Here is a 20,487-nt window from a genome sequence, read left to right as displayed (position 1 = left end):
CTTGATAAGGCAGCTTGATATGACGGCGATCGATCCAACCCTCCGCACCACCAAGACGACCTGTCCCTATTGCGGCGTCGGCTGCGGCGTGCTGGCGACGCCGGACGGCAAGGGCGGCGCGGCGATCGCCGGCGACCCCGAGCATCCCGCCAATTTCGGCCGGCTGTGCTCCAAGGGCTCCGCTCTCGGCGAGACCGTCGGGCTGGAAAGCCGGCTGCTCTATCCGATGATCCGCTGCAAGGGCGTGCTCGAGCGCGTCGCCTGGAGCGATGCGCTCGACCACGTCGCTCACCGCATGCAGCACATCGTAGCACGCGACGGCGCCGACGCGGTGGCGTTCTATCTCTCCGGTCAGCTTCTGACCGAGGATTATTACGTCGCCAACAAGCTGATGAAGGGTTTTGTCGGCACCGCCAATGTCGATACCAATTCGCGGCTCTGCATGTCGTCCTCGGTCGCCGGCCACCGCCGCGCCTTCGGCGCCGACACCGTGCCGGGCTGCTACGAGGATCTCGACCAGGCGGATCTGCTCGTCTTCGTCGGCTCGAATGCCGCCTGGTGCCATCCGGTGCTGTTCCAGCGCATGCTGAAAAACCGGCAGGAGCGCGGCGCGCGAATGATCGTGATCGATCCGCGCCGCACCGACACCGCAAGCGATGTCGACCTGTTCCTCGGCCTCAAGCCCGGCACCGACACCGCGCTGTTCTCCGGTCTGTTCGTCCATCTCGCCGACAATGGCGCGCTCGATGAGGATTACATCGCGAACAACACGTCGGGTTTCGACGACGCGCTGGCGCGCGCGCGCAACATCGCCGGCAGCGTCGCCGCGACCGCGCTGGCGACGGGCCTGTCCGAACAGGACGTCGCCACCTTCTTCAGGATGTTCCGCGACACCGAGCGCGTCGTCACGCTCTATTCGCAGGGCGTCAACCAGTCGGCGCAGGGCACCGACAAGGTCAACGCGATCCTGAACTGCCATCTCGCCACGGGGCGCATCGGCAAGCCGGGAGCTTCGCCGTTCTCGCTCACCGGCCAGCCCAATGCGATGGGCGGCCGCGAGGTCGGTGGCCTCGCCAACATGCTCGCCGCGCATATGGGCTTCACGCCGCCCGACATCGATCGCGTCAGGCGGTTCTGGAAGGCGCCGCGCATCGCCACCCATGAGGGGTTGAAGGCGGTGCAGCTGTTCGAGGCCATCAACCGCGGCGAGGTCAAGGCACTCTGGGTGATGGGCACCAATCCCGCGGTGTCGCTGCCCGATGCGGACATGGTGCGCGAGGCGCTGAAGAAGCTCGAGCTGTTCGTGGTGTCCGAGAACGTGCTCTCCAACGACACGGTCGAGGCGGGGGCGCATGTGCTGCTGCCCGCACTGGCCTGGGGTGAGAAGACGGGCACGGTGACCAACTCCGAGCGCCGCATCTCGCGGCAGCGCTCGTTCCTGCCGGCGCCCGGTGAGGCGCGCCCCGATTGGTGGATCCTCAGCGAGACCGCAAAGCGCCTCGGTTTCGGTGACAGCTTCAACTACAAATCCGCCGCCGACATCTTCCGCGAGCACGCCGCGCTCTCGGCGTTCGAGAACGATGGCAGCCGCGATTTCGACATCGGCGCGCTGACTTCGCTGACGGACGAAGCCTTCGATGCACTCGAGCCGGTGCAATGGCCGGCCCGCGAAGGCGAAGCGCCCGGCGAGCGATTCTTCGCGAAGGGCGGCTTCTTCACCAATGACGGCAAGGGCCGCTTCGTCGCGCCGGAGGTGCCGTCGTTGCGCGGCGAGACCGGCGCATCGCGTCCCTTGCGGCTCAACACCGGCCGCATCCGCGACCAGTGGCACACCATGACGCGCACGGGGCTCAGCCAGCGGCTGGGCGCGCATCTGCCCGAGCCGTTTGTCGAGATCCACCCCGATGACGCCAGCAAATTCGGCATCGTCCATGACGGCTATGCCCGCATCACCACCGATTACGGCCAGTGCATCCTGAAGGTCGTCGTCAGCGAGCGTCAGCAGCGCGGCACATTGTTCGTGCCGATCCACTGGAGTGCGATGAACGCCTCGCACGGCCGCATCGGCGCGCTGGTGCAGTCGTTCACCGATCCGTTTTCGGGCCAGCCGGAGTCCAAGGCGACGCCGGCGGCGATCGCGCCATACGAATACGTCTTTCGCGGTTTTGCGCTGTCGCGAAAACCGCTCGATCTGCCGCAGAACTTGTTGTGGACCCGTGTCACGGTCGCCGGCGGCTTCGGCTATCTGTTCGCCGACAATGCGGATCTGTCGCGCTGGCCGGCCTGGCTCGACGGCGTCGCCGGTGAGGACGTCGCCGAATACCGCGATTTCGGCGGCGGGGTCTATCGCGCCGCGTCGTTCGCCGGCGACCGCATCGAGACCTGCCTGTTCGTCGGCCCCGCGCATGATGCGGGCGACTGGGAGGTGGTGAAGAGCCTGTTCGCTGCCGACCACGTCAGCGACGAGCAGCGCCGCATGCTGCTGTCCGGCAAGTCCAGCGAAGGCGCCGCCGCGACCGGTCCGATCGTCTGCGCCTGCTTCGGCGTCGGCCGCGGCACCATCTGCGACAGCATCGTCGCCGGTGCACGCACGGCCGCGGAGATCGGCGCAAAGCTCAAGGCCGGCACCAATTGCGGCTCCTGCATCCCCGAGTTGAAGCGTCTGATTGCGACGACGGAAGCGGCGCCGGCCAAGCAAGCCAAGCTCGCAGGCGTGGCGGGGTAGAAGTACTCTCCCTTGTAGCCCGGATGGAGCGCAGCGAAATCCGGAACCACCGTGCCAGCAGGCGCGAACCCCGGATTGCGCTGCGCTCCATCCGGGCTACAAGCTCCCTCCGCCGTCATTGCGAGCGCAGCGAAGCAATCCAGGCTGTCTCCGCGGAAAGACTCTGGATTGCTTCGCTGCGCTCGCAATGACGGCGTTGATGGAGTTGTGCGCGACGGTTCTCCATGACCGTCCTGGCGCCAACGCAGCCATGTCGTCCGCAGCAATCGACGTTCCCGCCATTGTGCCCTATGCTGCCCACTCTTCCCGCAACACGCATAAAAACAATGATGTACTTGGAAACGCCGCCGCGCCTGATCGAAACGGCAATCTTCTCCGCAATGCCCGACACGTTCCGCCGCAAGGGCGTGCGGACCGACTGGGCCGATGCCAACCGGCCGGGTGTGCCGACCGACAGCTTCATCGAAGGGCCGGCCTTCGACAAGGACGGCAATCTCTACATCGTCGACATTCCCTTCGGCCGCATCTTCCGCATCGCGCCCGATGGGGAGTGGTCACTGGTCATCGAATATGAGGGCTGGTCAAACGGGCTGAAGATCGCGGCCGACGGCCGCATCCTGATCGCCGACTACATGCACGGCATCATGGAGCTCGATGCCGGGGCCGGCCGCGTCAAGCCGGTGCTGACAGCGCGCAACTCGGAATCCTTCCGCGGCTGCAACGATCTGCATCTCGCCTCCAACGGCGACATCTTTTTCACCGATCAGGGCCAGACCGGCCTGCATGATCCGAGCGGCCGGGTCTATCGCCTGTCGTCGAGCGGCCGGCTCGATTGCCTGATCGATGCCGGCATCAGCCCGAACGGCCTCGTGCTCGATCCAACCGAGACCGTGCTGTTCGTCGCCATGACGCGCGACAATGCGGTGTGGCGGCTGCCGTTCATGAAGGACGGCAGCGTCTCGAAGGTCGGCCGCTTCTGCTCGCTGTTCGGCACCAGCGGTCCCGATGGCATGACGATGGACGCCAAGGGGCGCCTGTTCGTCGGCCACGCCTCGCTCGGCCATGTCTTCGTGTTCGCGCCGAACGGCGAGCTGATCGCGCGAGTCAAATCGTGCGCGGGGCCGAATTGCACCAATGTCGCGATCGGTGGCGCAAACAGGGATCGCCTCTATATCACGGAGTCGTCGACTGGCAGCGTGCTGGTCGCGGATATAAGTGAACTGTAGCTCTTCGCCTCTCCCCGCGCGCGGGGAGAGGCCGACGCGCAAAGCGCGGCGGGTGAGGGGGAGTATCCGCGAGTCTAACTGTCAGCGAATTTGCTGAAGCAGGCCCCTCACCCCAACCCTCTCCCCGTAAGAACGGGAGAGGGGGAAGAGACATCGAGATCGGAGCGAACATGAACGTAAAACCCTTCGGCAAGACCGGCGCGAGCGTCGCCGTCATCGGACAGGGCACATGGTATCTCGACCATGGCGATCGCAAGCGCGCGATCGCCGCGCTCCAGCGCGGGCTCGATCTCGGCATGACGCACATCGACACCGCCGAGATGTACGGCGATGCCGAGCTCGTCATTGCCGATGCGATCGCGGGCCGTCGCGATGAGGTGTTCCTGGTCTCGAAGGTGCTGCCGAGCAACGCCTCGCGCCGCGGCACCATCACCGCCTGCGAACGTTCGCTGAAGCGGCTGAAGACCGATCGGCTCGATTGCTATCTCCTGCACTGGCGCGGCTCCTATCCGCTCGAGGACACCGTTGCCGCATTCGAGGAGCTGGTGAAGGCCGGCAAGATCAAATCCTGGGGCGTCTCCAATTTCGACGCCGACGATCTCGACGAGATGCTGGATGTCGCCGGCGAAGGCCGGATCGCCTGCAACCAGGTGCTCTATCATCTCAAGGAACGCGCGATCGAGCACGCGGTGATCCCGTGGTGCGAGCGGCATGGCGTTGCGGTGGTGGCCTATTCGCCGTTCGGCCACGACGATTTTCCGGCAAGCAGCAGCAAGGGCGGCGCGGTGCTCGCGCGCATCGCCGAGGCGCGTCGCGCGACGCCGCGGCAGGTCGCGCTGAGCTTCCTCACCCGTGCAACTACGGTGTTCGCGATCCCGAAGGCGTCGTCCGCGGAACATGCCGGCGAAAATGCAGCGGCTGGCGATCTCGTGTTGACGCAGGAGGAGGTTGCCGCGCTCGATGCGGCGTTTCCGCGCGGGCCGAAGCCGCGCAGCCTGCCCATGCTGTAGTGCACAACGTCCAATATTAATGGAGCATTGACGCGCGCGGCGGTCAGCGCATATCGGCATCCTGTTTTCGGAAGTTGTGAACGCGGCGCATTTGGCGTTTTTTACGAGTGCACTCGATTCGTATTATTTTTCCCAGGTTCCAGCCGTGACACCGCCGCCCGCCGCAGCCGCAAGGCTCGACAGTATTCCCATGCCCGCGCCGGAGAAGAAGCAGGAGGTTCGCCGCGCGCCAGCACGCGTCGATCATCCCTTCAAGGGCATCGCGCTGGTGCTGCTGTCGACGATCTTTCTCGGCTGCTCCGACGTCACCGCGAAATATCTCTCGACCAGCCTGCCGTCGATCGAGATCACCTGGATCCGCTTCGTCACGTTCGCGCTGATGTTCACGCCGGTGATGCTGCCGGGCTCGCCTCTGCACGCGATGCACACCGAGCGGCTCGGCCTGCAACTGATGCGCGGCGCGGCCTTGCTCGGCTCCTCGCTGTTCTTCATCACCGGCCTGCGTTTCCTTCCCATCGCGGAAGCCTCCGCCACCGGCTTCGTCTCGCCGCTGTTCGTCACCGCGCTGTCGATCGTCTTCCTGAGCGAGAAGGTCGGAATGCGCCGCTGGATCGCCACCGCGATCGGCCTGACGGGCGTGATGATCATCCTGCGCCCGGGCTCGAGCGCGTTTCACGTCGCCGCGTTCTTCCCGATCATCTCGGCGTTCTGCTGGGCCGCCGCGCTGATCCTGACACGGATGATGAGCGGGCGGGAAGCTGTGCTGACCACCATGGCCTATTCCGCGCTCACCGGCGTTGCGATCCTCAGCGTCATGGTACCGTTCGTTTGGGTCACGCCGAGCTGGACCGCGATCGGGCTCGGCATCGTGATCGGCGTTGCCTCAACCGTTGGCCAGTGGATCATCGTGCTGGCCTATCGCTATGGCGATGCCTCGGTGCTGGCGCCGTTCTCCTACACGCAGCTGCTGTGGGTCAGCATTTTGGGCTTCTTCATCTTCGGCGAGGTGCCCGACGTCTGGACCGTCGTCGGCGCCGCCTTCATCGTCGCAAGCGGCCTCTATATCGCCCATCGCGAGCGCATCCGCCGCGCCCAGCTCCTGGTGCTGGAAGAGCGCTCGCCGAACGCCTGACGCAAGTTCGCGCGTCTTGCTTCGTGGTATCAGCGGCTCCAACAACATGGGAGGAGCCCGGATGCGCGCCGCGATTTTCAGGAACGGTGAGATCATCGTCGACCGCATGGCGGAGCCGACGCCCGGCCCCGGCCAGGTGCTGGTCAAGACGCTCGCCTGCGGCATCTGCGGTTCCGACCTGCACGCGCGCCAACACGCCCACCGCATGGTGGAGATGGCGAAGAAGGTCGGGCGCAAGCCGATGGATCTCACCCGCGACGTCGTGTTCGGCCACGAGTTCTGCTGCGAGGTCGTCGACTACGGCCCGGGCACCGCGCGCAGGCTCAAGCCGGGCACGCGCGTCTGCTCGCTGCCGGCCCTCGTGACGCCGCAGGGCATCGAGGGCATCGGCTATTCCAACGACAATATCGGCGGCTATGCCGAGGCGATGCTGCTGAGCGAAGCGCTGCTGCTCGAAGTGCCCAACGGGCTTGCGCCGGAACATGCCGCGCTGACCGAGCCGCTCGCCGTGGGTGTTCACGCCGTCGCCAAGGCCAACATCAGCGGCGGCGAGGTGCCGCTCGTGATCGGCTGCGGCCCGGTCGGGCTCGCGGTCATCGCGGCGCTGAAGCTCAAGGCCTTGCATCCGATCGTCGCCGCCGACTATTCGCCGGCGCGCCGTGCGCTTGCAACAAAGCTCGGCGCCGACATCGTCGTCGATCCCAGGGTATCGCAGCCCTATGCAACCTGGGCTGAGCATGCGCAGATGTCGGAGGCCGAGAAGGCGGCGCGGCCGCCGTTCCAGGCCATGCTGCCGGCGCTGAAGCCCGCGATCATCTTCGAATGCGTCGGTGTGCCTGGCCTGTTGCAGCAGGTGTTCGAGGGTGCACCGCGCGATGCCAGGATCGTCGTGGTCGGGGTCTGCATGGAGACGGACAGGAGCGAACCCATGCTCGGCATCATGAAGGAGCTCAATGTCCAGTACGTGCTCGGCTACACGCCGGACGAGTTTGCGGCGTCGCTGCGCCTGATCGCGGAAGGGCAGGTGGATGCCGCGGCGATGGTGACGGCCGAAGTCGGCATCGACGGCGTCGCAAAGGCGTTCGCCGATCTCGCCAATCCCGAGGCGAACACCAAGATCATCGTGCAGCCGTGGAGATAGCAGCGTCGTAGGGTGGGTAAAGGCGCGCAGCGCCGTGTTCACTGTCGAACGCCATGCTCGTCATCGTGGGCGCGTTTGCGCTTTACCCACCCTGCGAGACCTGAGTTTGCGGCCAGCCTTCGAGACGCCCGCTTTGCGGGCTCCTCAGGATGAGGTCCCGACCTGCGGCGAAAACGCCAGACCCTCATGGTGAGGAGCCCGCGAAGCGGGCGTCTCGAACCATGAAGGCCGAGCTAGTTCGTCTTCGTCAGTACTTCGAAGGCACGTACATCTCCTGCGGAATCGGACCGCGGTGATAGTCGGGATTGCGGACGCGCGGCGGCAGCACCACCGGCACGCGCGAGACCTCCTGGTAGGGGATCTGGGCCAGGAGATGCGCGATGCAGTTGAGCCGGGCGCGCTTCTTGTCCACGGCATCGACGATCCACCAGGGCGAGTCCGGCAGGTGGGTGTGCTCCAGCATCATCTCCTTGGCCTTGGTGTACGCCTCCCAGCGGCTGCGGGCCTCGACGTCCATCGGGCTCAGCTTCCACTGCTTGAGCGGATCCTTGATGCGCATGGTGAAGCGGAACTGCTGCTCGTCGTCGGTGATCGAGAACCAGTATTTGACCAGGATGATGCCGGAGCGGATCAGCATCCGCTCGAACTCCGGCACCGTCTTGAAGAATTCCTGATACTGCTCGTCGGTGCAGAAGCCCATGACGCGCTCGACGCCGGCGCGGTTGTACCAGCTGCGGTCGAACAGCACCATCTCGCCGCCGGCCGGCAGATGCGCGACGTAGCGCTGGAAATACCATTGCGAACGCTCGCGCTCGCTCGGCGCCGGAAGCGCCGCGACGCGGCAGATGCGGGGATTGAGCCGCTGGGTGATGCGCTTGATGACGCCGCCCTTGCCGGCGGAGTCGCGGCCCTCGAACAGCACCACGACCTTCTTCTTCTCGCCCTGCACCCAGTCCTGGAGCTTGACCAGTTCGCCCTGGAGGCGGAGCAGCTCCCGGAAGTAGAGCTTGCGATCGACCGTCGGGTTCAGCGCGTCGGTCTCGTCCAGCAGCTCGTCGAGCCTGCTGTCGTCGAGTTCCATCTCCAGTTCCTCGTCGAGATCGTCGGCCATTTCCTGGATGATGCGCTCGCGCTTGGCGGCTTGAGAGGTGCGGTCGGATGCAGTCATGGCTCTGGCTCCCGGGTGGGGACGGTTATCAAATGACCATCGGTGCCCTTTGTTTCATCCATGTGACAGCGTCGCCTGTCGCCACCCCGGAACGAAGTGCCGGGAACTGCTCCCCAGCCGTCATTGCGAGCGAAGCGATCTCCTCCGCGGAGGCGGCCTGGATCGCTTCGTCGCAAGGGTTCCTCGCAATGACAGACCGTCAGACCGGAAGCGCGATCGAATATTTCACCTGGCTGAGTGCAAAGCTCGACTCGATCGAGGCGATGCCGTCGAGCCGGGTCAGCTTGGTCTTCAGGAAGGTCTCGTAGGAGGCGAGGTCGGCCGCCACCACGCGCAGCAGGTAGTCGCGATTGCCGGTCATCAGATAGCACTCCAGCACCTCGTCCCATTTGGAGATCGCGCGGGCGAAGCGATTGAGGTCCTCCTCCTTCTGCCGCGCCAGCTTGATCGAGATGAACACGCTGACGTGCAGCCCCAGCGCCTTCTGGTCGACGGTCGCGACGTAGCGCGAGATGACGCCGCGCTCCTCCAGCAGCTTGACGCGGCGGTGGCAGGGCGAAACCGAGAGCCCGACCTTGTCGGCGAGCTCCTGCATGGTCAGCCGGCTGTCGGTCTGGAGCAGGGCGAGGATTTTTCGGTCGATGGCGTCGAGCTCGGGCATTGGGATGAAACCTATGATTTAAGCCGTTCAATTGGTAAACTATCCCAATATTGGCGGGTATGGCGCGAAAAATTGAGAAGTCTGGCGCCGCTGGCAGGCGTATCATCGACCGACCTGTTTCCGGGAGCATTGCCATGCCCGTCGATTCCGCCCGTCTCGACACATTGAACGCTCTGGCCCGCAAGGCGCTGTGGCTGTCGTCGTGGACGATCCATCACGCCAACCACATCCGCTCCAACGCGGACGGCCTGAAGGTCGGCGGCCACCAGGCCTCGTCCGCTTCGCTCGCGACCATTATGTCGGCGCTGTATTTCCACGTGCTGAAACCTGAGGATCGCATCGCGGTGAAGCCGCATGCGAGCCCGGTGTTCCACGCCATCCAGTATCTGTTCGGCCGGCAGAGCCGCGAGAAGCTGGAGAATTTCCGCGGCTTCAAGGGCGCGCAGTCCTATCCCTCGCGCACCAAGGATGTCGACGACGTCGATTTCTCGACCGGCTCGGTCGGCCTCGGCGTCGCGCAGACGCTGTTCGCCTCGCTGGTGCAGGACTATGTCAAGGCGCATGGCTGGATGAAGGATCGCCGCGAAGGGCGCATGATCGCGCTGGTCGGCGATGCCGAGATGGACGAGGGCAACATCTTCGAGGCACTCGCGGAAGGCTGGAAGCACGGCCTGCGCAACACCTGGTGGGTGGTCGACTACAACAGGCAGTCGCTCGACGCCGTCGTGCGCGAAGGGCTCTGGGAAAAGTTCGAGACCATGTTCCGCAATTTCGGCTGGGACGTCGTCATCGTGAAATACGGCCGCCTGATGCGCGAAGCCTTCGCCGAGCCAGGGGGCGAGGCGCTCAAGCGCTGGATCGACAATTGCCCCAACGCCCTCTATGCCGCGCTGTGCTTCCAGGGCGGCGCGGCCTTCCGCAAGCACCTGCACGACGAGATCGGCGACCAGGGCCCGATCACCAGACTGATCGACAAGCGCAGTGACGACGAGCTGCTGGCGCTGATGTCGAACCTCGGAGGCCACGACATGGCGAGCATGCTGGAGGCGTTCGAAAGGATCGATCACGACCGCCCGGTCTGCTTCATCGCCTACACCATCAAGGGCGTCGGCCTGCCGTTCCAGGGCCACAAGGACAACCATGCTGGCCTGATGACGGTGGCGCAGATGGAGAAGTATCGCGACAGCCAGAACATCCGGTCCGGACACGAATGGGACAAGTTCGAAGGGCTCACGCAGGACGCGGCCGAGTTAGAGGCGTTCCTCGCGCGCGTTCCGTTCAACCAGGATGGCCGCCGGCTGAGCGCGCCGGTCGTCGAGGTGCCCCAGCAACTCGCGTTCAAGCCGTCGCCACAGATGTCGACCCAGCAAGGCTTTGGCCTCGTGCTGAACGAGATCGCACGCGGCGACAGCGAGCTGGCAAAACGCATCGTCACGACCTCGCCGGACGTGACCGTGTCGACCAATCTCGGCCCCTGGGTGAATCGCCGCGGCCTGTTCGCGCGCGCCGAGAAGGCGGACCTATTCCGCAGCGAGAAAATTCCATCGACCTACAATTGGGACGCTTCCCCCAAGGGGCAGCATCTCGAGCTCGGCATCGCCGAGATGAACCTGTTCATCATGCTCTCGGCGCTCGGCCTGTCGCACCAGATCAACGGCGAGCGGCTGCTGCCAGTCGGCACGCTCTACGATCCCTTCATCGAGCGCGGCCTCGATGCGCTGAACTACGCCTGCTACCAGGACGCGCGCTTCATGGTGGCAGCGACGCCGTCGGGCCTCACGCTCGCGCCGGAAGGCGGCGCGCACCAGTCGATCGCGACGCCGCTGATCGGCATGGCGCAGGATGGGCTCGCCTCGTTCGAGCCGGCCTTCGTCGACGAGCTCGCTATGATCATGGGCTGGGGTTTCCAGCACATGCAACGCGATCCGGGCGAGGGCGGCTCGGTGTACTTACGACTCTCGACGCGCAGCATCGAGCAGGCCCAGCGGATCATGACGCCCGAACTGGAGAAGGGCATCACCGACGGCGCCTATTGGCTGCGCAAGCCTGGGCCCAATGCCGAGGTCGTGATCGCCTATACCGGCGCGGTTGCGCCGGAAGCGATCGAGGCGACGGGCTTCATCGGCGAGAGCCGGCGCGATGTCGGCCTGCTCGCGATCACCTCGGCTGACCGCCTCCATTCGGGGTGGACCGCCGCGCGGAAATTGCGACGCGACCGCCGTGGCGTGCAGCATCTCAGCCATATCGAAAAGCTGCTGGCGCCGCTGCCGCGCGATTGCGGCATCGTGACCGTGATCGACGGCCATCCCTCCGCCCTCGGCTGGCTCGGCAGTGTCCGCGGCCATCGCGTCGAGGCGCTCGGCGTCGAGCAGTTCGGCCAGACCGGAACGATCGCCGACCTTTATCGGCACTACGGCATCGATGCCAACGCCATCATCGATGCGGCCGAAAGCCTCACTACCGGCGCGCCGGTGCTGCATCGGAAGATGGCGGTGTAATTGAGGTAACTCCCTGTCATTCCGGGGCGACGCGTAGCGTCGAGCCCGGAATCCATACTCCCGATCGTGGTTATGGATTCTCGGATGCGCAATTGCGCATCCTAGCTCGCGGCTTTGCCGCGCCCCGGAATGACGGCGCTGTGCCACCTTGCCACGTTCCCGCCATCGGCTCATATAACCTCCGTCCGCCGCAACGCTGGCCCCGCATATGGCGGGTTCAACTGCCGGCGCTTTCGTGCAAGGATGCCTGCCGAAACGCCCCCTCCAAGCCCCCAAGAAGAGGTTAACGATGGTCAATCGCATGCAATTCTACATCGACGGCGCCTGGGTCGATCCCGCCGTCAAGAAGTCCACCGCCGTGGTCAACCCCGCGACGGAAGAGGCGATGTACGAGGTTGCGCTGGGCTCCAAGGCCGACGTGGACAAGGCGGTCGCCGCCGCCAAGCGCGCCTTTGCCACCTTCTCCCAGACCAGCCGCGAGGAGCGCGTCGCGCTGCTTTCGAAAATCATCGAGATCTACAAGGGCCGTCTCAAGGAGATCGGCGCTGCCGTCTCCGACGAGATGGGCGCGCCGCTGCCGATGGCGGAGAAGCTCCAGGCCGGCGCCGGTCTCGGCCATCTCATGACCACGCTCGACGTGCTCAAGAACTATCATTTCGAGGAGCCGGTCGGCACCGCCATGGTGCTGCGCGAGCCGATCGGCGTGGTCGGCATGATCACGCCCTGGAACTGGCCGCTCAACCAGATCGCCTGCAAGGTCGCGCCCGCGCTCGCCGCCGGCTGCACCATGATCCTGAAGCCGTCGGAGTTCACCCCGACCTCGGCGCTGATCTTCGCGGAAATCCTCCATGAAGCCGGTGTGCCGAAGGGCGTGTTCAACCTCGTCAACGGCCTCGGCCCCGAGGTCGGCGCCGCCATGAGCGAGCACCCGGATATCGACATGATCTCGTTCACCGGCTCGACCCGCGCCGGCATCGACGTGGCGAAGCGCGCAGCGCCGACCGTGAAGCGCGTCAGCCAGGAGCTCGGCGGCAAGTCGCCGAACGTCATCCTCGAAGGCGCCGACCTCACGAAGGCGGTGACCGGCGGCGTGATGCACATGTTCAACAACTCCGGCCAGTCCTGCAACGCGCCCTCGCGCATGATCGTGCCGGCCTCGAAGATGAAGGAAGTCGCCGCGATCGCGAAGGCGGTCGCCGACAAGACCAAGGCGGGCGATCCGCGTGGCGAAGGCACTACCATCGGCCCTGTCGTCAATCGCGGCCAGTGGGACAAGATCCAGGCCTTGATCAAGAAGGGCATCGACGAGGGCGCTACCCTCGTCGCCGGCGGCCCGGGCCTGCCCGAGGGCGTCAACAAGGGCTTCTATGTCCGTCCGACCATCTTCGCCGACGTCACCCCTGAGATGACCATCGCGCGCGAAGAGATCTTCGGACCGGTGCTGACCATCCTCGGTGCCAAGGACGAAGCCGACGCCGTGAAGATCGCCAACGACACGCCCTATGGCCTCGCCGGCTACGTCTCGGCCGATACGGTGGAGAGCGCCAAGCGCGTTGCCCGCCAGATCCGCGCCGGCAACGTCAACCTCCAGGGCGTGCCCAACGACCGCACCGCGCCGTTCGGCGGCTACAAGCAGTCGGGCAACGGCCGCGAGTGGGGCAAGTACGGCCTCGAGGACTTCCTCGAAGTGAAGGCCGTCGCCGGCTTCAACGCGGCGTAAGCGCAGCGTCGTCATTGCGAGCGAAGCGAAGCAATCCAGGATCCGTCCGCGGGGACAGTCTGGATTGCTTCGTCGCAAGAGCTCCTCGCAATGACGGCGGAAAGACCGTCCGCGCATTTCGTAGGGTGGGCAAAGGCGCGCTTCTTGCGCGCCGTGTCCACCATTGCGTGACAAACGCAAATTGGTGGGCACGCTGCGCTTTGCCCACCCTACGGGACTGACACACAAAGCGCCGGAGCGGGAAACCGCTCCGGCGTTTTTCGTTTCGTCATTCCGGGGCGTCGCGAAAGCGACGAGCCCGGAATCCATTCCTCTCCGAACTCTGTCGCACGATGGATTCCGGGCTCGCGCCGAAGACGGCGCGCCCCGGAATGACGGTGGAGAGAGGAGCGCCTATCCCCCCAGCGCGCCCTGCGTGTTCACATACAGCGCGTAGATCGACTGGCTCGCTGCCATGAACAGGCGGTTGCGCTTGACGCCGCCGAAGCAGAGATTGGCGCAGCGCTCGGGCAGCGCGATGCGGCCGATCATGACGCCGTCTGGCGCGAACACGACGACGCCGTCGAGTTCGGGATCGCCCATGCCCCAGCCGCACCAGAGATTGCCGTCGATGTCGCAGCGCATGCCGTCGGGCGTGCCGGGACCGGCATCGATATGAACGCGCTTATTTGAGATCGTGGTGCCATCAGGCGAAACGTCATAGGCGAGGATCTTGCGGTTCGGTTGCCCACGCGATTCCACGACGTAGAGGATTTTCTCGTCCGGCGAGAAGCACAGCCCGTTCGGACCGAGCACGCCTTCGGCGACGATGGCGGCCTCGCGGCTGACGGGATCGAGCCGGTAGACGTTCGGCTCGATCTCGGGCTCGGCCTTGTAGCCCTCGTAATTGCCGAGCAGGCCGAAGGTGGGATCGGTGAACCAGATCGAGCCGTCGGATTTCACCACGACGTCGTTCGGCGAGTTCAGCCGCTTGCCGTTGAATGAATCCATCAGCACAGTGATGCTGCCGTCATACTCGGTTCGCACCACGCGACGCCCGCCATGCTCGCAGGTGATCAGCCGACCCTGGCGGTCGCGGGTGTTGCCGTTGGCGAAATTCGACGGTTTGCGGAACACGGAGACGGCGCCGGTCTCCTCCTCCCATTTGATGATGCGCTGGTTGGGGATGTCGCTGCACAAGAGGTAGCGCCCGTCGCCGAACCAGACCGGGCCCTCGGCCCAGCGCAGGCCGGTCGCCAGCCGCTCCACCGCCGAAAGTTTTAGCCAGTACTTTTCGAAGCGGGGATCGAGTGCCCTGATCGCCGGATCGGGATAATATGTCGCCGGCCGCCAGCCTTGAGCTTGGGACGATGCATCGTTCATGTGCAGGTCTCGTTGTTGCGTTCCCTCTGTCCAAGTCTGCTAGCATCAGATATCTACGGCCGCAAATCGGTGGCCAACGACGAGGAAAGACATGCCGCGCATTTTGATGACGGGAGCTTCAGGCGGGATCGGAACGCGCCTGCGTAAACTGCTGCCGCCGATCTATCCGGACCTGCTGCTCAGCGATATCCGCCCCCCTGCGGATCTCGGGGCGAACGAGCAGTTCAAGGCGGCGGACCTCTCCGACCTCGCGCAGTGCGAGGCGATCTGCGAGGGCGTCGACGGCATCATCCATTTCGGCGGCTATTCGGTCGAGGGTCCCTGGAACGACATCCTCCAGGCCAACATCATCGGCGGCTACAATCTGTTCGAGGCCGCATATCGCAAGGGCGTCAAGCGTGTGGTGTTCGCCTCGTCCAACCACGCCGTCGGATTCTATCCGCGCCACCACAAGATCGGCACCGATGTCACCCCGCGCCCCGACGGCCGCTATGGCGTCAGCAAGGTGTTCGGCGAGGCGGTCGGCGCGCTCTACGCCGACAAGCACGGCCTCAAGGTCACCTGCCTGCGCATCGGCAATTTCGGCGACATGCCGCTCGACCAGCGCCGGCTCGCGATCTGGCTGAAGCCCGAGGATCTCGTTCAACTCTGCCAGATCGGGCTCGAACATCCCGACATTCATTTCGAGATCTTCTACGGCGCCTCCCTGAACGAGCGTGCCTGGTGGGACAACCACCGCGCCTACGAGTTCGGCTATCGCCCGACCGGCCGTTCGGAAGATCATGTGGCGCACGCGATGGCGGAGCAGGCCAAGCTGAAGCCGGATCCGGTCGGCGACCACTATCAGGGCGGCGCGTTTTGCAGCGCCGAGTTCGACGGAGATGCGAGCCGCATCATCGACTGGAATAAGCGGTAGCGTCGCTGCTTGCAGGCATGTAGCTGCGCTTCCGGCTCCGCGCGGAGCCGGAAGAGATTCGCTCGCGCGAAAGGAGCGGTCGGATTCTCGGTGAGGGCGTGTCGGGCCAGACACCCTCGCGCGGAGTTCAGGCGCATACGATTGTAGTGACGGCGGAGGTTCGAACGGCGCCCTTGCGTCTAACGTCTGGGTCCACACCGTAGAGTTCCGGATTTCCGTTTTAGGAAATAGGCGTTCTATTGTCGGAACACGCCAACGTTTCTTCTATGCATTGCGTTGCGGGGAAGTGACCGCCTTTTCATTCTAGCGATTGTGGTAGCAAGATGCGCAAGATGGTTCTGTCAGGGGCCGCGGTGTTGACCGTCGCCCTCGTTGCGGCAGCGTCCTGGCCAACGCCACGCCCGGATGTGGGACGATTCGGGGACAGCGTCTACGAAACAATCTGGTTCTGGCGTATCCCGGCTTACGCCTATAATCCAGCCTGGCGCGTGCGCTGGATGTGGAGTGATCCGCTTCGCGCACAGGCAAGATGCTGCCGGCTCACGCCGCAGCCGATCTCCGAACCGGGCTCGCAGGTTCCTCCGGCAAGTCAGGCGGTCGCGCGCCTGGCAGGCAAGTAGAAGGGCCGCGCGTCAGTTCCTCCTTGGAGGCCTCCGGCATGTCGCGCCCGCTGCCGAGTGGAGGTGCACGGTTCCGGAGATTGCTGGCATTTAGTTCAAACAAGTTCCTTGCTTTAAGCTTAACCAGAAACCTAATCCTCGATTTACAGCTGCAATCGACAGTTTACCTTGTTCTTGAATCAGCAGTTCAAGGACACCAACAATGCGCCGCTTCGCGCCCAATGCATGTCTCGTAATTGTTCTGGCGGCATCGGGTGTCTGCGCACGAGCCGACGAGAACAAGACGGATGGCGGCAGCTCGGCCTCGCTTGCTCCCCGTGCCAGGATCGAATGTTCGATCAAGCGCAAGTCTGGTGAACCCGTCGATCCGCCGTCGACGGCCGCCATTCCCCGTAACGAATCCTTCGTTGCAAGCGAGCATTTCAAAGAGGGCATCGCACCGACTGCGCCTGTCAAGATTTCGTGGCTTGGGGCGACCTTTGTGCGTCGGTTCGCCGTCAAGGCCGAACCAGTGGACGATACGTCCTTGCAGACCCACGTCTTGAACAAGTCCTCGAATGCTGCGGAGATCCTGGGCCAGCTGGGCGTTCGCGCCGAGAGCAGGCTTGCCGATATCTGGTGTCTCTTGACGCTGCAGGCCAACGGCGAAACCGGCGCGCTGCAGACCAGCTCCGCTCCGAACATCTTCTTTGTCCGTGACGGCGTCGGCGAGCTGGGCGTGGTTGACGCCCTGTGGGGCGGCGCGGGCTGGGAAATTGGGGCCAGTCCAGTTGGTAACCAACGGGCATGGACTTCCGGCACGCGCGTCTTCTCTCGCTGATATGGATTTGACCTGATCCGGCTCTTCCCGGTTATCGCCGAAATTCGAAGAACGGCCGCGCGGCGGAGGGCGTAGCTGCTTCATTGCGTCCACATGCGCCTTCCGCCGAGCTCGGTGTTGCTCTTGTCCGTTGATCTGGATCAACGCTGTGCTGGGGGCGTCTGGCTCTACCTCAAACGTCTGATCGATCCAATCGGCGTGCAAGCCGAAAGGAGAGGCGCTGCAATGTCAATCAAGCTGCCTGCCGTCGTCATGCTCGCGATGATCGTGCCAGGATTCGTACCAGGGCCGGCGCAGGCCGCAGCGCTCACCGACGCCGAGGCGACGTTCCTCGACCAGCTCGTCACCGCATCCGCGGTGCTCGAACAGCGATGCGACGGCTACGAGGTCGACGGTAGCGGCGGTGTTCAACTCGGCGCCCGGCTGCTCGGCAGCCCCGATGCGGCGATGGCAATGATCGACGCTTATGCTGCGGCCATCAAGGCCCGCGACGGGGAAAGCTACGATCCCGCTAAATTCCGCCCCGAGGTGTTCGAGACGGCCAACAAGACGTTCAGGCGCGTCAAGGCGGACTTGATCAAGAACCCGAAGGGAGCCTGCGCCGCCTATGGTGATACCAGCGCCGAGCGCGGCCTGTTGAGACGGTACTGAACGCACGTTTTGGCCTGCCTCGGCCGTATGTCATTTTGCAACGCGCGCCTCCTGTTTCCTGGTCACATGCCAGAGCACCACATGATAATGCGGCACATCCACGCCGGGGTGACCGGGATTGAAGTACAGGCTGACGTGGTCAACTGATCCTGCTGACCCCGCCGTCTCCAATGTCTTGTGATCGTCGATGTCCTTGTTCGGGACCATGTACACGGTCGCCACGAGACGATCCCTGCGATCGAAGCACAGGAATGGCCCCAGCGGCAAAGTGTCGGGCTTGACGAAGATGATGCCAAGGCCCGGAAAGAACTTCGGGAAGTTCACGAGATCGCTGACCCGCTTGTATCCGTTTCTTTCCGCGACCTGCCGCTGATTTGGCGGCTGACGAACGATTTCGTGCTTCCTGTGCGCCTTGCTGCTTCGATGACGGGCTGTCCTGGCTTGCTCGACCTTGTCGGCCGGTGGCGCGGTGGCCGGTGGCGTGGCGGCCGGGGGGAGCAACTGCGGCGCTTGTGGCCAGAAGGGAGCAAATTGGGCGGCGGGACGCCTCACATCGGCGAACAAGGTGAGCAACGCAACCAAGGCTGCGCTTACCAGCGCTTTGCGCATCGACACCTCCCGAGGTTTGTTTGCCAAGGTTTGCTCACTTGGCCGGATTGCGTTCTCTCCAGCGCAGGAAATCCTGGAACAATTCTTCGCGGTCGGGCGGTTTGGCGGTTGGCTTTCCCTCGAGGAACCGGCCGAACGCCTTGCGAAGCGCGGCCTCGCCTCCCGATTGCTGCTGGAGCCAGCGCTCTGCCGGTCGGAATCGTCGCCATCCCGGGAGCAGCGCGGCCAGGTTGACCTCGCGCCATTTGGGGTGATGTACGTCACCAAGAAATTCAGGAAAGCGCGTGAACAATGTCTGGACAAACAATTCCAGCAACCGATATCGCTCGCTGCCGATCGGCCAGTTGTAGGCGAACAGAGCGGATTTAATCGCGATCGTGTCGACGCTTGCTTCGGCTGCGATGATATTCGGGTAGTCCTGATGGCGAAGCGTCGATGGCAGATAATCTTGTTGCAACAGCTCTTTGAAGTAGGGGATGGGCAGGAGATGAATACCATCGAGTTGCGAGACCTGCGTCAGGAAGCTGACCGGCTTTCCTGAGACCAACAGAGCGGCGGAGAGATCTCCCTTCCTCAGACCATCCAGCGCGGCCTCCGGCCCCAGGTTCGACTCGCTGATCTTGATGCCCAGACGGTTCAGCACCTCGCGGCCAAGCACGGCACCGGCACTACCGTCCTCGCCGAGATTGACCCTCTTTCCCGCAAGATCCGTCAGCCTTGCGATCTCCGGCCGCGCAAGGAGATGGAATTCTTCGACATGGAGCGGGGCAATGTAGGCAAGCTTGTCAGAGATGTCTCCGAACGTCTTTGCGTCCCGGAGCCGGTCAACCAGGATGACGGGTGCGATCGCCACGTCGGCACCTGCCAAGGTGAGCACGTCCAGGACGCCGCGGACGCCGCCGTTTCCGACGATTGGCACGACCCGCAAAGCGACTTCGCCGTGAGGACCCGTCTCCTGGCCACTGGCCAGTGTGGTCGCAATGTCCCGAGCTATTGCGAATTCAGTGCATTGCGGCGTGCCGGTTACGAATCCCACCGTAAATGGGTCCGCAGATCGTCGCGTTTCTTTCCTGGGGGCGCTTTCTTTTCGCGGAGACGCTTTCCTGGATTCACCTGGAGAAGCGGAAGGTTGCGTTTGTGCGAGGGCCTCCTGGACCTGTCCGCCGCCGAGCCAGGCCGCTGCAATCAATGCGATGAACAAACCGGCCCGCATCGCCGCAGACCCTCATTGTTCAAACCTGTGCGCTAGCCAGCCCTCCCTTGGGCTGACATTGTTGCTCCGCCACGTCCGAAGCACGACGCGCGAATGGATCTCGCTCAAGCCTTCCAACGCCGTTGGGCTAGCGCCGTTCCGTCTCGGACGCATACGGCTCGTTTCGCGGCAGGAATCTGCCCACCTAGAGTTCCGCCTGATCCTCAGCGATGCGCTTGAGATAATCCTTCTTGCTGAACTGCATGTGGTCGACGCAGAGCTGCGCCAGCGCCCAGCCGTCGCGGCCTCTGAGCAACTCGATCATCAACTCGTGCTGGCGCCGTGACTGCGCGAGCCCGTCGCGGTCGGCGAGATTCTTCGCGCGCATCGGCAGCGTCAGATTCATGTAGTCCTGGAGCGAGCGCACCAGATAGGGATTGCCGCAGGCGGAGAACAGCGCGAGGTGGAAGGCGTCGTTGGCCTCGTGAATGCCGCGCAGATCCTGCGCCTCGGCTCTCGCGCAATATCGCCGTTGCAACGCGGAGAGCTCGTCGATCAGGCCTTGCGGTGCGGGCAGGGAGATCATCAGCGCGGCCTGCCGCGTCAGCATCTCCCGGACCTCGTAGATCTGCCGCACCTCCTCGGCCGAGTAGAACCGCACGGTGGCGCCGACATTCTTTTCGCGGCGGACGATGCCGCGCCGCTCGGCATCCACCAGCGCCTGCCGCACGAAGTGCCGCGAGGTGCCGTAGCGCGACATCAGGGCGTCTTCGGTGAGGCGCGCTCCCGGCGCGAGACGACCGAAGATGATGTCCTCCTCCAGCCGCGCGACCACATCGTCCGGGTCGTCGCGCCGGACCGGCATGCTGTCTACGGTGCGGATGTCGGACATGCCCTCGGCCTCCCGGCGCCTGGGCCGGTTCGCCCTGTGGAGCAGGGAAGGGGCAGATTGTCAATAATCCGTGTCTTGGTTGGCTCTCTAACCAACAAACTGCGGCGATATGGACCAATCTTATTGACAATCGAGGGGCGGGCT

Annotated in this window: 16 protein-coding genes; 10 read left to right on the top strand and 6 right to left on the bottom strand. The window is 64.4% G+C overall.

The annotated features are described in order from the left end of the window. Nucleotides 1-19 precede the first annotated feature (19 nt). From GPL20_RS12405 to GPL20_RS12385, 5 genes are all read left to right on the top strand, one after another. Nucleotides 20-2,725, top strand: a complete 2,706-nt coding sequence (locus tag GPL20_RS12405; protein ID WP_157329758.1) for a nitrate reductase — start codon at nt 20-22, stop codon at nt 2,723-2,725. A gap of 329 nt (nt 2,726-3,054) precedes the next feature. After that, nucleotides 3,055-3,951: an SMP-30/gluconolactonase/LRE family protein gene (locus GPL20_RS12400; protein ID WP_157329909.1), complete on the top strand. Its 897-nt coding sequence runs from the start codon at nt 3,055-3,057 to the stop codon at nt 3,949-3,951. Between the two features lie 170 nt (nt 3,952-4,121). Then, nucleotides 4,122-4,961: an aldo/keto reductase gene (locus GPL20_RS12395; protein WP_157329757.1), complete on the top strand. Its 840-nt coding sequence runs from the start codon at nt 4,122-4,124 to the stop codon at nt 4,959-4,961. 190 nt (nt 4,962-5,151) lie between these two features. Continuing rightward, on the top strand, nt 5,152-6,093 hold the full coding sequence (locus GPL20_RS12390) for a DMT family transporter (RefSeq protein ID WP_157329908.1): 942 nt from the start codon (nt 5,152-5,154) through the stop codon (nt 6,091-6,093). A 61-nt stretch (nt 6,094-6,154) separates the two neighbouring features. Next, entirely contained in the window at nt 6,155-7,234 is a 1,080-nt protein-coding gene (locus GPL20_RS12385) for a zinc-binding dehydrogenase (RefSeq protein ID WP_157329756.1), read from the top strand. 247 nt (nt 7,235-7,481) lie between these two features. Here the strand turns inward: GPL20_RS12385 and ppk2 are convergent, their stop codons facing one another. Next, entirely contained in the window at nt 7,482-8,402 is a 921-nt protein-coding gene (gene ppk2 / locus GPL20_RS12380; protein WP_157329755.1) for a polyphosphate kinase 2, read from the bottom strand. A gap of 199 nt (nt 8,403-8,601) precedes the next feature. Further along, nucleotides 8,602-9,063, bottom strand: a complete 462-nt coding sequence (locus tag GPL20_RS12375; RefSeq protein WP_130221031.1) for an Lrp/AsnC family transcriptional regulator — start codon at nt 9,061-9,063, stop codon at nt 8,602-8,604. Between the two features lie 134 nt (nt 9,064-9,197). Here GPL20_RS12375 and GPL20_RS12370 point away from each other — a divergent pair, with 134 nt between their 5' ends. After that, nucleotides 9,198-11,561 carry a transketolase gene (locus GPL20_RS12370; protein WP_157329754.1) on the top strand — a complete coding sequence of 788 codons (2,364 nt, stop codon included), beginning with the start codon at nt 9,198-9,200 and terminating at the stop codon, nt 11,559-11,561. Between the two features lie 289 nt (nt 11,562-11,850). After that, nucleotides 11,851-13,281 (top strand): aldehyde dehydrogenase family protein, encoded by a 1,431-nt coding sequence (locus GPL20_RS12365; RefSeq protein ID WP_157329753.1) that lies wholly within the window; start codon nt 11,851-11,853, stop codon nt 13,279-13,281. Nucleotides 13,282-13,674: 393 nt separating this feature from the next. On the opposite strand, the gene GPL20_RS12360 is transcribed toward GPL20_RS12365, so the two are convergent. Then, nucleotides 13,675-14,643 (bottom strand): SMP-30/gluconolactonase/LRE family protein, encoded by a 969-nt coding sequence (locus tag GPL20_RS12360; protein ID WP_157329752.1) that lies wholly within the window; start codon nt 14,641-14,643, stop codon nt 13,675-13,677. A gap of 91 nt (nt 14,644-14,734) precedes the next feature. Between GPL20_RS12360 and GPL20_RS12355 the strand changes: the two genes are divergently transcribed. The 3 genes from GPL20_RS12355 to GPL20_RS12340 all read left to right on the top strand — a co-directional run bounded on the left by GPL20_RS12355 (nt 14,735) and on the right by GPL20_RS12340 (nt 17,650). Then, the gene (locus GPL20_RS12355; protein WP_157329751.1) at nt 14,735-15,559 is read left to right on the top strand and encodes an NAD-dependent epimerase/dehydratase family protein; all 825 of its coding nucleotides are present in this window, start codon (nt 14,735-14,737) and stop codon (nt 15,557-15,559) included. 822 nt (nt 15,560-16,381) lie between these two features. After that, nucleotides 16,382-16,999, top strand: coding sequence for a hypothetical protein (locus GPL20_RS12345; protein WP_167532999.1), 618 nt, complete (start codon nt 16,382-16,384; stop codon nt 16,997-16,999). Nucleotides 17,000-17,224: 225 nt separating this feature from the next. Continuing rightward, nucleotides 17,225-17,650 (top strand): hypothetical protein, encoded by a 426-nt coding sequence (locus GPL20_RS12340; RefSeq protein ID WP_157329906.1) that lies wholly within the window; start codon nt 17,225-17,227, stop codon nt 17,648-17,650. A 30-nt stretch (nt 17,651-17,680) separates the two neighbouring features. Here the strand turns inward: GPL20_RS12340 and GPL20_RS12335 are convergent, their stop codons facing one another. From GPL20_RS12335 to GPL20_RS12325, 3 genes are all read right to left on the bottom strand, one after another. Further along, nucleotides 17,681-18,259, bottom strand: coding sequence for a hypothetical protein (locus GPL20_RS12335; RefSeq protein WP_157329750.1), 579 nt, complete (start codon nt 18,257-18,259; stop codon nt 17,681-17,683). Between the two features lie 34 nt (nt 18,260-18,293). Beyond that, nucleotides 18,294-19,460 (bottom strand): TAXI family TRAP transporter solute-binding subunit, encoded by a 1,167-nt coding sequence (locus GPL20_RS12330; RefSeq protein ID WP_246250442.1) that lies wholly within the window; start codon nt 19,458-19,460, stop codon nt 18,294-18,296. A 196-nt stretch (nt 19,461-19,656) separates the two neighbouring features. Next, the gene (locus GPL20_RS12325) at nt 19,657-20,343 is read right to left on the bottom strand and encodes a GntR family transcriptional regulator (RefSeq protein WP_157329748.1); all 687 of its coding nucleotides are present in this window, start codon (nt 20,341-20,343) and stop codon (nt 19,657-19,659) included. Nucleotides 20,344-20,487 lie beyond the last annotated feature (144 nt).

Source organism: Bradyrhizobium cajani (assembly GCF_009759665.1).
In the GTDB taxonomy this organism is placed as follows: Bacteria; Pseudomonadota; Alphaproteobacteria; order Rhizobiales; family Xanthobacteraceae; genus Bradyrhizobium; species Bradyrhizobium cajani.
Note: the sequence above shows the minus strand (reverse complement) of the source record. Positions and strands in the feature narration are given on the sequence as shown.